At 34.8% G+C, this 12621-nt stretch carries 12 protein-coding genes; 9 read left to right on the forward strand and 3 right to left on the reverse strand.

Going from position 1 to position 12621, the window contains the following annotated elements:
- Positions 1 to 85: 85 nt before the first annotated feature.
- Complete coding sequence (locus tag MHH95_RS11125) at positions 86 to 799, reverse strand: ZinT family metal-binding protein (RefSeq protein WP_340727604.1); 714 nt, start codon at positions 797 to 799, stop codon at positions 86 to 88.
- 177 nt (positions 800 to 976) lie between these two features.
- Between MHH95_RS11125 and MHH95_RS11130 the strand changes: the two genes are divergently transcribed.
- The 3 genes from MHH95_RS11130 to MHH95_RS11140 all read left to right on the forward strand — a co-directional run bounded on the left by MHH95_RS11130 (position 977) and on the right by MHH95_RS11140 (position 2702).
- Positions 977 to 1309: a DUF2500 domain-containing protein gene (locus tag MHH95_RS11130; protein ID WP_340727605.1), complete on the forward strand. Its 333-nt coding sequence runs from the start codon at positions 977 to 979 to the stop codon at positions 1307 to 1309.
- A gap of 211 nt (positions 1310 to 1520) precedes the next feature.
- Positions 1521 to 2048: a YceI family protein gene (locus tag MHH95_RS11135; RefSeq protein WP_340727606.1), complete on the forward strand. Its 528-nt coding sequence runs from the start codon at positions 1521 to 1523 to the stop codon at positions 2046 to 2048.
- Between the two features lie 111 nt (positions 2049 to 2159).
- Positions 2160 to 2702: an NADPH-dependent FMN reductase gene (locus MHH95_RS11140; protein WP_339215948.1), complete on the forward strand. Its 543-nt coding sequence runs from the start codon at positions 2160 to 2162 to the stop codon at positions 2700 to 2702.
- Positions 2703 to 2773: 71 nt separating this feature from the next.
- On the opposite strand, the gene MHH95_RS11145 is transcribed toward MHH95_RS11140, so the two are convergent.
- A complete protein-coding gene (locus tag MHH95_RS11145) occupies positions 2774 to 3268 on the reverse strand; it encodes a GNAT family N-acetyltransferase (protein WP_340727607.1) in 495 nt (164 codons plus the stop codon).
- 129 nt (positions 3269 to 3397) lie between these two features.
- Between MHH95_RS11145 and MHH95_RS11150 the strand changes: the two genes are divergently transcribed.
- Entirely contained in the window at positions 3398 to 3529 is a 132-nt protein-coding gene (locus tag MHH95_RS11150) for a hypothetical protein (protein WP_340727608.1), read from the forward strand.
- Between the two features lie 196 nt (positions 3530 to 3725).
- Positions 3726 to 5051, forward strand: coding sequence for an amidohydrolase family protein (locus MHH95_RS11155; RefSeq protein ID WP_340727609.1), 1326 nt, complete (start codon positions 3726 to 3728; stop codon positions 5049 to 5051).
- A 156-nt stretch (positions 5052 to 5207) separates the two neighbouring features.
- On the opposite strand, the gene rpoN is transcribed toward MHH95_RS11155, so the two are convergent.
- The gene (gene rpoN, locus MHH95_RS11160; RefSeq protein WP_340727610.1) at positions 5208 to 6554 is read right to left on the reverse strand and encodes an RNA polymerase factor sigma-54; all 1347 of its coding nucleotides are present in this window, start codon (positions 6552 to 6554) and stop codon (positions 5208 to 5210) included.
- Positions 6555 to 6838: 284 nt separating this feature from the next.
- Between rpoN and MHH95_RS11165 the strand changes: the two genes are divergently transcribed.
- The 4 genes from MHH95_RS11165 (at position 6839) to MHH95_RS11180 (ending at position 12611) form a co-directional block, all read left to right on the forward strand.
- Positions 6839 to 8740, forward strand: coding sequence for a sigma 54-interacting transcriptional regulator (locus MHH95_RS11165; protein WP_340727611.1), 1902 nt, complete (start codon positions 6839 to 6841; stop codon positions 8738 to 8740).
- Between the two features lie 186 nt (positions 8741 to 8926).
- Positions 8927 to 9682 carry an enoyl-CoA hydratase/isomerase family protein gene (locus MHH95_RS11170; RefSeq protein ID WP_340727612.1) on the forward strand — a complete coding sequence of 252 codons (756 nt, stop codon included), beginning with the start codon at positions 8927 to 8929 and terminating at the stop codon, positions 9680 to 9682.
- Positions 9683 to 9708: 26 nt separating this feature from the next.
- A complete protein-coding gene (locus MHH95_RS11175; RefSeq protein WP_340727613.1) occupies positions 9709 to 10698 on the forward strand; it encodes a TAXI family TRAP transporter solute-binding subunit in 990 nt (329 codons plus the stop codon).
- A gap of 23 nt (positions 10699 to 10721) precedes the next feature.
- Positions 10722 to 12611 carry a TRAP transporter permease gene (locus tag MHH95_RS11180; protein ID WP_340727614.1) on the forward strand — a complete coding sequence of 630 codons (1890 nt, stop codon included), beginning with the start codon at positions 10722 to 10724 and terminating at the stop codon, positions 12609 to 12611.
- Positions 12612 to 12621: the final 10 nt, after the last annotated feature.

Consider the following 12621-nt stretch of genomic DNA (forward strand, 5'->3'; position numbering starts at 1 on the left):
TAAAAAAACGGATTTTAGGTGGGTATAATTGGAAAAAGGAAACCAACTTTCGAAGGTTTCCCAATTTTTTTGCTACTCTATAGAATTAATGTGCAATCATATCATGTGCAATTGTATGTCCGTCCATATCAGTAGGGAAATATGTAGGCCAATTTGTTACTTCCTCTAATAATGCTTTTCGATCATCTCCCCAATATATATGGTAATGATCCGCTTTGGTAGGAGAAATACTATGATCACTGAATTGAATATACTGTGGTAATTTGTCTGCCGGTTCTGTTAGTTTAAATATAAACCGTACGCCACGATTTCCAGCTTCATAATTTAGAATTTCATAACCATCTGCTTCATATTCTCCAGTGAAAGCTTTTCCATTTTCGTAAAATGTGACATTGTTCCCTTCGATTACGATACGTTCTGTATTTGTTTTGTAGCCGATGTCATAATACGCTTTATATTCCTCGGCTGTCTTATCACCATTCTGCTGTGCTTTATGTTCAAATACTTCATCTAGTGTGCCATCTAGTAAATAAGGGTACACAGATTGCCAATCACCCTCCCAATCGGAAAGTGCGCGATCTTGTACTTGACTATCTTCAAAATACCCAGCGTAAATTTTTTCTGCTTCTTCATCATGCACATGGGAATGATTATGCTCGCTTTTAGATGATTCATTATTGACTGCCGTCGTTTCTGCTTCTGGTGTATTTTCTACTTCCTTAGTTTCAGTAGACTGACATCCTGCTAACAACGAACTTAGTAGTAAAACACTTAATCCTTTTAATGTTGTACTTTTCATTTTTCTGCCTCTTTTCTAAATAGTAATGGTTACGATTATTGATTATAGAGGCAACGTTAACTGTTGTCAACATAAATAGTAATCGTTACTATTTACGGAGGGTGTTTATGAAAAATTTGAAATTATTGAAACTCTTTTAGGACCTGAACGTATAAAAAGTAGAAAGGAAGTGTTCATATGTTTTTTGGCGATATTATGTTTTCAATTTTCCCTATATTTTTTGGCATTATATTTATTGCTATTATTTTCATCCTATTTTCAAATATTAAAGAGGGAATTAAAAATAATAATTCTCCGCTTCTTACGGTGCCAGCCGAAGTTGTTTCAAAGCGGATTCATGTGCAAGGTGACAATTCACAAACTACATACTATGTAACATTTGAAGTACAAAGCGGAGACCGTATGGAATTAAAAATTAAGGGGAATGAGTATGGGATGCTAGTGGAGCAGGATCTTGGTTTATTATCATTTCAAGGTACACGCTATATTTCTTTTGAACGCCAAGGATAATGTTGGTTTTTTAGTGTAATAGAAAAGAATAAAATTGCTCAGGCTGATCTCGATAAAAGAGGGTCTGAGCATTTTTTGATTATTTTAAAAATAAGTACTTGACGATTTAAAAAGCATTTGTTATATTTATCTCAAGTTCGAGATATTAGATTTCGGAATTTTATTTTGAGTATATATCTTGAAATCGAGATAAAATGGAGGAGAATATAAAATGACAAAATGGTCAGTCGATCAATCACATTCAACAATTGGATTTGAAGTAAAACATATGATGGTATCTAAAGTGAAGGGGCACTTTAATAGCTATACTGCAGATGTAGAGGCAGCAGATTTAACGGATTTAACAACAGCATCGATTCAATTTGGAATTAATGTAGCGAGTATTAGCACGAATAATGAAGACCGTGATAATCATTTAAAATCACCAGACTTCTTTAGTACAGACGAATATCCAGAAATTCTTTTTAATTCTACAAATATCTCTAAAGCCGGAGATGATTATAAGGTGACAGGGGATTTAACAATTAAGGGGATTAAAAACACAGTAACATTCGACGTTGAATTTGGGGGTAAAGGTGTAAATCCATGGGGTGTTGAAGTTTATGGCTTTGAAGCCGAAACAAAAATTAACCGAGAAGATTTCGGTCTAACGTGGAATGCAGCTTTAGAAACAGGTGGCGTATTAGTAGGAAAAGACATCAAAATTAAGGTCGAGCTTGAATTAAACCCTGCAGCTTAAACGTTATATATAAGAATATTTATTAGTTAATAAGGGAATATTTATAATCGTTGCGGGTATTGAATAACAAAATTTGTTGGTAGCTAGACAACAGAGTGGAGGAGAAATAAATTGGAAAAATTAAATATTGGCATTATTTTAGGATCAACTCGTGAAGGTCGTGTAAGTCCACAAGTAGGTGCATGGGTAAAAGAGCTTGGAGATAAACGTGGGGACGCAAATTATACAATTATTGATATTGCGGACTTTAATTTACCATTACTAGGTGAACCGGGCAAAGATGCATCAGGTGCAGCAGCATGGTCTGAAGCGGTTGCAAAACAAGATGGATTTGTATTTATTGTTCAAGAATATAACCATTCGATCACGGGTGCACTTAAAAATGCATTAGACTATTTACGCGTGGAATGGAACAATAAATCAGCAGGTATTGTATCTTACGGTTCTGTTGGTGGTGCTCGTGCTGCCGAACATTTACGTGGTATCTTAGGAGAATTATCAGTTGCAGATGTACGCGTACACCCGGCATTATCTTTATTCACGGATTTTGAAAATGGCACTACTTTCAAACCGAAAGATGTTCAAGTAGATTCCGTAAATCAAATGTTAGATCAAGTTATTCCGTGGGCAACAGCTTTAAAAACAATCCGATAATTACCAATTACTAGCATGTGCTTATTGCGCATGCTAGTTCAATTTTTATTCAGCATTCAAAAAATACGTGGTTAAAGCAATTTGGCCATATATATTTCATTTACATACTGTCCATCGATTAGTAAGGAATCTTTCTTAATCCCCTCTATCTCAAACCCCATTTTCTGATAAAGCTTGATTGCGTGTTTATTCGTTTCGATGACGGTTAATTCTAATCGGTGGAGCTGCATCTGTTTTCCCCAGTTTATAATATGTTCGAACAGTTTTGAGCCAACACCTTTTCCGCGGCTATTACTATGTACACCAATTGCAATCATGGCGCGGTGAGAAGTTCTTGATAAGTTTTCTGCTTTGAGAAGAAGATAACCTAAAATCTCTTCGTTATCTTCTGCGACAAAGAAGCCCGATTTGGGTACATTATTCAGTGTGTTTATAAATTTAATTAAAGGCTCTTCCTTCATTTGTCTTTCCCCAGGTCCATATAACATAAAACCAGATTCTTCAGCATTCTTCATAACTGGAATAAGTTTCGGTGCATCACTTTCAACTGCTTGTCTTATTAGCATTATATTGCTCCTTTAAAAATAGTGTCTGCTTTTATTTCTCTTCCTTTTATTAGTTTAACAGTTTTTTGGGAGAAAAAATTGAGTCCGCCAAACAATGCCCTAGCGCAAAAGTGGTGGAGGGAGATGAGAATGCGCAATGAAATAAATAGAGGAATGAATTTCCGTTATTTTCAAAAAAACATAAAAAATAGTGAAAATAAGGGAAGCAATTTCCGTTATTGCCCTAAAAAACATGAAATTTCACGATTTTATTTAAAATAACGGTAAAACGTTCCCTTATTTATTCTAAAAATGAACTCCCCCCCCTAAAATAACGGTAAAATCTTCCCTTAATTTAGGGGGGACTGAAAAAATTACTATTTGATAATCTTCCTCATATTACAGTGATAACCCATTTATATTATTTACAAAATATTGGAAATAAACTAAAATTTAAAACACAGGGAGGCTGATGACAGTGTTACTATTAAAAAATGGTTATTTATTAAATATTGAAACCGGCAATTATGAAAAACAGGATATTTACATTGAACAAAATATCATTAAAAAAATTGATTCAAATTTACATATAGAAGGTGCAAAAATCGTTGATTGTACTGGGAAATGGTTGATTCCAGGGTTAATTGATATGCATGTACATATAAAAAAGCACTTTGCGAATTATTTTACGGCGGCAGGCATTACAACTGTTCGGAATACAGCGGGAAGCGTAATCGAATTAAAGCCATTTATTGATGCAGATGGAATGGACTATGAGCCTCGTGTTATATCAGCTGATCGCATGATTGATGGTCCGCCGGGCTTATGGGGTGATGATACAGCTTACAATATTAATGTGGATAACGTTTTACTTGCTAAACAAGAGGTTGATCGACAAGTTCAGCTTGGCGCACATTTTATTAAAGTTTACGGTTGGCTTGATCCTGAGTTCATGGAGGTTGTCGTTCAAGAGGCGAAGAAACATGGATTGGAAGTAAGCAGTGATATTTTGCATTCCAAAAAGGTAAACGCAATAGATGCTGCAAATATGGGGATCGACTGGCTTGAGCATAGTTCTGGAATAATTCAGGCAATGTATCCAGAATGGACTTGGAATTCCCCTAAAGAGGTATGGGATTCAATACCGTGGGACAACCCAGATGAAGAGAAAATAACGAACGTGTGTAAACAGTTGCTGGAGAAGGATGTTAAACTTTGTCCAACAATGGTCTTGTATGATCAAATGAGATTGGCAGAAGACTATTGGACGACAAATCATGAAATTGTACAGCACATAGAAGAAATGGACTATTTGTTTAAGCATTGGCTGCCTGGCGCACAAGCAAAATCGGGTCAATTTAGCTTTGGAATTCAAATAAAAATGATCCAAAAAATTGCCTATATTTATTATAAAATGGGGGGCACTGTTGTCACAGGAACAGATACGCCGGCTGGGATATTTACATACCCAGGATTAGCATTGCACCGTGAGCTGCAGCTATTTGTTGATGCAGGCTTTACACCTCTAGAAGCCCTTCAGCAAGCAACAATAAATGCAGCAAAGGCATTAAAAATAAACAACTTAGGTGAGATAAAGGAAGGATATATTGCGGACATTTTAGTACTGAACGAAAATCCATTACTTCAAATTGAAAATACTTTAGCATTAGAACAAGTTGTAAAGGGTGGGATTGTTTATACGACAACACAACTACTAGAGACTACCCCTTCCGAAGAAGAAATGATGATTTATACTAATGATCTTATTAAGAAATTCGAGAAATTAGGGTTAAACATAGAATAATTACTAAACTTGCTCTCGCTTGAAGAAATGAATGTAAATTGAAAGGGTATGGTGAAATTTGAAGAAATTTCACCATACCCTATCTTTTCTATATAGGAGTTTTACCTGCTACTAGAAGTACTACAAAACTTTCGGTTGGATATGATAATTACTATTTTAAAGCGTTGTATTTTTATGAAGGGTAGCCCTCTTTGTTGAACTAGGAATATTAAGCTCTTCACGATATTTAGCTACAGTACGTCGTGAAATTTGTATGTCTTCGCTTTGTAATAGAAGAGTCAACTGTTGATCACTTAATGGGGATTCTTTATCCTCCTCTTTAATTAAAGAAGAGATATATTTTTTTACGTAAGCTACAGAATCCATTTTACCGGAATGCCTTGTTAATCCCTTAATAAATAAGGAGCGAAGTGCAAAGGTTCCATGCGGTGTTCTAATATATTTATTTCTAATAGCGCGGCTAATTGTGGATTCATGTAAATCTAGGATTTCTGCAATATCTTTTAATCGTCCGGGCTTCAGTGCTTCAATACCATATTCAAAAAAATCAGCCTGAGTGGTTAATAAAACTCTTATTATACTGTATAAAGATCGGTTGCGTTGTTCTATTCCTTGTATAAGCATGACTGCATCTTTTAAGCAATTTTGACAATATGATTCATGTTCTTTTGATGTTTGGAGTAATTGAATATATTCTTCGTTAATTTCAATAGTTGGAAGAGAGCTATTTGTAATTTGGATAACCCATTCTTCATTTATTTTTTCCGTAATAATTTCAGGTGAAATATAGTTTTCTGTCGGCTGTGTATGTTCAATGTAAGGTGATGGTTGTAAAGATCGAATGTATTGTATTGTTTGCTGAGTTTCTTTTGTTGAAATATTATAAGTTTTACTTAAGTAGGAGATAGACAAATCAGCTACTTTATCTAGTTCGTTTTTAACGAATTCACTTGCTAATGGAGGTGCGCTTAAATCATTATCAATTTGAATTAGTAAGTATTCAATGAGATTTCGTGAACCGATTCCAATAGGCTCAAATGTATGAAGTAAATATAATAAACTTTCAACAGTCTCAACTTGAATATGAAATTTTTCTGCAACTTCTTCAACTGTAACATCTAGGAAAAATTTTTCGTTTAAATTGTATATTAAGTAAGATAAAATATTTCGATCTAATTCAGACAAATTTTGTTGAAGTGGGATTTGATCGAATAAAAATTCATATGTGGATTCTTTTTGTGCTATAGAAGACTGGATATAGTCATAGTTAATTTGCTCCCCTAAAGAAGATCCTGGCATTTTATTTATAGTTGTATAATCAAGTAGATGTTTGAGTTGATTTACCTCTGAATCTATAAGTGTAATTAGTGGATTTTCGCATGCTTTTTCATAAATAAAATGTTCTAATTCTAAATTAGAAAGCTGCAATATTTCAAGATGTTGTAATTGTGCTGTTGTTAACGATTGTGCCGTTTTTTGAGCAAGTTGTAGTGTGAATTGCATTTATATACCTCCTCCGTTTCCTTGCTTGTTATGTAACATTGTATGATTTTTTTCAGGTATTACCAAGGAAATATTCGATTTTTAGAGAATTTTTAATATTTTCTGATAAAATAGGGTGAAGCTTTTTATTTACAAATAGCTAATGGAGAGCGTGTTAGAAAGGATTATCTACTGACAGCTTTGTGAAAAATTTCTTTATTAATTTTAATCTTTTTATAACAGTATACTTATATTGCAAAGTACTAATATGGAAAAAATAACAATTCTTATAAGGAGACTTGAATATGAATTATAAGATGATTATGACAGCCGGTTATCCGGAAATGGCAGAAGTAATTAATGAAATCGCTACAGAATTAAAGCTGAATATTACAATTGTTGAAGGTATTTTAGAAGAGGCCGCGTTAGAGGTGAAAAAGCTTGTATCTCAAGGTGGATATGAAGTCGTTATTAGTAGAGCTGGAACTGCTGCATGCTTACAAGATATTGTAGATTTGCCGATTGTATATTCAGATTCAGATCATTTTGATTTATTATTAAGCTTTTTAGAAGCAAAAAAAATGGGGAACAAGGTATGTTTTATTACATATCCAGAGGAAGGCTTTTTATTTGATTTTAATAAAATCAATGAGGTAATGGGTTTTGATGTTATGTTATATCCATATAAGACAAATGAAGAACTTGTAAAACAAGTGAAACGAGCAAAAGAAGATGGTGTTGATGTTATTGTTGGAGGCGGAGTACGAACAGCCAACTTGGCAACAAATTACGGTATTAAAAGTATGTACATTAAAGCAAACAAGAGAACCATTAAGCGGGCATTAGTTCTTGCTAATCAAGTAGCCAAAGATCGTATGGTAATTAAAGAAAAAGTTAAACAATTAAATGCTGTTATCAATGTTTCGGAAGAAGGCATTTTGTTTGTTAATACAAATCATGTAGTTGAAGCATGCAATCCAGCTGCAGAAAAACTATTTAATATCTCTGCTGATAATGTAATTGGAAAAAGAGTCGATGAGATAAATTCGATTAGTTTAAAAAATATCTTTACAGAAAGTATTAAATTTGAAGAGGTTGGAAACTTAACTAGAGGAAAAATCAATGTATCATATAGTCCAGTTATAGTAGAGGAAGTACGAATTGGAACGTTTATCAATTGTCGTGATATTAGTAGTATTCAAAAACTTGAACATAAAATTCGACGTGATTTATATACAAAAGGGCTTGTTGCGAAATTTAATTTTGAAGATATTATACACTCAGACGCAAAAATGACAGAAGTAGTAAATTTGGCAAAAGAGTATGCAAAAACAGATTCAACTGTGTTAATTATTGGCGAAAGTGGAACAGGAAAAGAGCTCTTTGCTCAAAGTATCCATAATTATAGTGAACGAGCTAATGGACCATTTGTAGCAGTCAATTGTGCAGCATTACCGGAAAATTTACTTGAAAGTGAATTGTTTGGTTATGTTGAAGGTGCATTTACAGGGGCCATGAAAGGTGGACGCCAAGGTGTATTTGAACTTGCCCATCAAGGAACAATTTTTTTAGATGAAATTGGAGAGATTCCATTACATATTCAAACAAGGTTACTACGTGTATTGCAAGAAAAAGAAGTAATGCGATTAGGTGCAGAGCATGTTATTCCTATAAATATACGTGTTGTCGCAGCCACAAATAAAAAATTATGGGAGCTTGTCGAAGAAGGAAAGTTCCGGTTAGATTTATATTTCCGCTTAAGTATTTTATATCTGGAAATACCACCGCTATATCAACGACCAAATGATATTCCATTATTAATCAATCGTTTTTTAAAAGCGTCAGAAGAAAAGTTGACATATGAACAAATGCCACAAGCAATTCAAACGTTCTTGCGCAAGTATCAATGGCCAGGTAATATTCGACAACTTGAAAATATTATAGAGCGCTATTTATTATATGCAAAAAATATGAAATCAGAGCAATTATTTATTGAAGATATTAAATATGAAATGGGTAGTAAAGCTATTTTAGAAGTAGGTAAAGAAGAGCTACTTGTGCATAAAGGTACGTTGGAAGAGATTAATCGCCAAGTTATTTTAAAAATGCTAGAAGAAAATAATGATAATAAATCTGTTGTTGCTGATTTATTAGGGATTAGTAGAACAACCCTATGGAAAAAGGTTTCGGAAAATTTGGAAAGGTAGCAATGTTGCTACCTTTTTTCTTTATACTCTTTTTGTTTATAAATTGTACACTTTTTTTTTGATGTTCATTTTTTGAACAAATAATTAGCTTATTACATAATGAACGGCATCTTTTTTGACTGGCATTAAAATTGCTTTATAGAATATGAATGCAATTTTAAGGGGGAGATATGGGTGAGCCAAAGAGTGATTTTTGAAAAACAAGGGGATATTGGCGTTGTTTACTTAAATGAGCCTACAAAAATGAATGCGCTCTCAATGGCGTTAAAAAGGGAATTGTTAAACACTTTATATACGATACAACAGCAAGATATAAAAATTTTGGTTATAACTGGTAATGGGAAAGGTTTTTGTGCTGGTGGTGATTTAATAGCCATGCAAGAAGTTTATGATGCACTGGCTATTAAAGAAAGCATGGAAATATCAAAGCAAATTGTACAACAGCTAAGGACTTTGCCACAATTAACAATAAGTGTTGTTAACGGTTTTGCGGCAGGGGCAGGATTCAGTTTAGCGTTATCCACAGATTTTGCTATAGCAGAGGAGCAGGCAAAGTTTGTTATTGCTTTTAAAAATGTCGGGCTTATTCCAGATTTAGGTTTGCACTATCATTTGCAAAAGGCGTTAGGAAGCCGGATCGCAAAAGAGTGGGTTTATGAGGGGAAAATATTAACCGCATTAGAAGCGCAAAATTATCAGTTTGTAAACAAGGTTGTTGCTAAGAATCATGGTTTGGAACATGCGCTAAAGCTAGCAGAGGAGCTACTAGCAGGTCCAATTGAGGCCTATAAAGCTTCTAAAAGAATCTTTAATGAGTTAGAAGATGCTCAGTTAAAACAGGTGATGGAGACAGAAAATTTAGTGCAGGTAATTTTAAGGGGTGAATCAGAACATAAAGAGTGCTTAAAACAATTTTTACAAAATAAAAAGGTGAAAACATAAGGGATAACTATTAAGGGGGCGAATATATGAAATCAAAAATTTGGTTAATCGTTGTACTGCTAGGTTGTGTCATTTTAACGGCATGTGGACCATCTGCAGCTTCTACAGAAAAAGATAAAAATGGCAATTATCAAATCATTATGACTACAGCAGGGACAAGTGGAACATTTTATGCTGTTGGTGCTGCTATAGCTCAAAATCTAAATAACAACGCTGATGGTATTGATATTACTAATCAAGCTTCAGGTGGGTCAGTTGAAAATATTCGTTTGCTTGATCGTGATGAAGTGCATTTTGCAATTGTAGGAGGGGACAGTGCAGTTGGTGCTTACAATGGGACGCATGAATTTGAAGGGAACCCTAAAAATGATATGCTTCGCGGAGTCCTTAGTATGTATTCGCAACCATTATCCCTTGTCGTGTTAGAGGGTTCAGGGATTGAATCATTTAGTGATTTGAAAGGTAAGCGTGTAGCAGTAGGTGCACCAGGAAGTGGTTCGGAGTTAAAGAGTCGCGAAGTATTGGAAGTTCTTGGTTTGCCTTACGATAAAGGAGTAAAACAACAATACCTTTCTTTTGCGGATGCTGTTGAGGGAATGAAGGATAAACAAATTGATGCAGCATTTATTTGGGCAGGAGTTCCTGCACCAGCAGTTCAAGAATTAGGAAGTGCTCGAGATATTAAGTTAATTCATTTCACGCAAGAAGAAGTGGATAAAGTAGCGGAATCGAATCCATCAATTTTTGGCCACAGTATAAAAGGTGGTGCCTACAAACAAGAACCAGAGGACTTTTTAACATTGGCAATCAATACGCAAATTGTAACGCGTGCAGATGTTCCTGATGAATTAGTTTACACATTTGTAAAAGGTTTTTTTGATAATTTAGAAGAGATACAGCTTGCGCATGAGTCGTTAAATGAAATTACGATAGAAAATGCAGACAAAGAAACTGTCGAAATTCATCCAGGGGCAAAGAAATATTATGAAGACGTCAGGGCTACTGCAGAGAAATAAAATTCGAAAAAAGGGGTGGTTTTATGGAGAAAGAAGCACGTGAACCTCAAAGCGGGATGATTAAGAAAATCATCTTTAGTTTAGCTATTTTTTTATCAATATTCCATTTATATACTGGCGGTTTTGGATTGCTAACACCAATGATTCAGCGTAGTGTTCATCTATATTTGGTACTAATTTTAGTGTTTTTGTTATATCCGTTAACTTTTAAAAAGGTAGGTCGTACTTTTGATTATATTGCTATAGCATTATCTATTGCATCCGCAATATATATTTTCAGGACATATGAAACATTATTACATCGCATTGGTGATACAAGCCTCATGGATGTATTTTTTGGAGTAGTAACAATAGTACTTGTACTTGAAGCGACACGTCGAGTAACGGGATGGATTCTAGCTTTAATTGGTGTAGTATTTATCTTTTATTCGTACTTTGGAGCATATTTCCCAGGTGTATTTGAATCATCAAACATGTCAACGAATCGATTTATTTCGCTTGTATTTTTATCCAGTGAAGGGTTGTGGGGAAGTACATTAGCAATTGCAGCAACCTTTGTTGCACTCTTTGTTATTTTTGGAGCATTTTTAAATGCAACTGGTGCAGGGAAAGTATTCATCGACTTAGCTTATTTCTTTGGTGGTCGTTACCGTGGTGGACCAGCGAAGGTAGCGGTAATATCAAGTGCATTAATGGGAACAGTATCGGGGAGTCCTGTAGCAAACGTATCATCAACTGGCCAATTTACAATCCCTTTGATGAAGAAAATTGGGTATAAACCGAAAGTTGCAGCATCGATTGAAGCGGTAGCCTCAACGGGTGGTTCTATTATGCCACCTATTATGGGGGCAGGTGCATTTGTCATGGCGGAAATGACAGGTATTTCATACGGTGAAATTATTATTGCAGCAGCAATTCCAGCTATTTTGTATTATTTATCTGTCTATTTCTATGTCGATTTAGAAGCGGCAAAAGATAATTTAAAGGGCTTATCAAAGGCAGAATTACCAGATTTCAAAAAAACTTTCATGGCCGGATTCCATTTATATATAGGCTTAGGAGTACTTATATATTTGCTAGTCATCAATCAATCATCACCTATGTACTCTGCGTTCTGGTCGATTGTTGCTCTAGTCGTTTCATATGTCGTTGTGTATTTCAAACAGATAGATTGGTCATTCCTACCTAATGCGCTTGTTGATGGTGCAAAAGGGATGTTATTAACGACTGTGGCCTGTGCAACAGCGGGAATAGTTGTAGGTGTAGTTAATTTAACTGGGATTGGTGTTACATTGACGACATTAATGGTGAATATTGGCGGCACATCACTTATATTAACTCTTATTGTCACAATGATTGCTTGTATTATTATGGGGATGGGGTTACCGCCAACAGCAGCTTATATTTTACTAGGGGTATTAACAGCACCTGCATTAGTAAAGTTAGGTATTGAACCGTTATATGCGCATATGTTTGTATTCTACTTCTCTTGTTTAGCACCAATTACACCACCTGTAGCGCTGGCTTCCTTTACAGCAGCCGGGATTGCTGACAGTGATCCTCTGAAAACTAGTATTACATCGGCAAAAATTGGTTTGGTGGCGTTTATTATTCCATATATGTTCATTTTCGGACCGGCACTGCTAGCACAAGGAACAATTCTGGAAATCGGTTGGACCTTTATTATGGCATGTCTTGGTGTATTTGTTTTGGCAATAGCTTTAACAGGTTGGTATAAACGAAATTTAATATGGTATGAGCGTCTATGGGCTTTAGTCACAGCATTATTATTAATTAGTGCAGAAGTTATTACCGATTTTATCGGAATGGGTTTATTTGCTGGATTAATCGTGTTGATTTACACAACACGTAAGCAAGAGCGTATTGTACTCCAAATGAATGTATCAGAGTAAAAAGGACGGG

Origin of the sequence: Solibacillus sp. FSL K6-4121 (assembly GCF_038002585.1) — a bacterium.
GTDB classification, from domain to species: domain Bacteria; phylum Bacillota; class Bacilli; order Bacillales_A; family Planococcaceae; genus Solibacillus; species Solibacillus faecavium.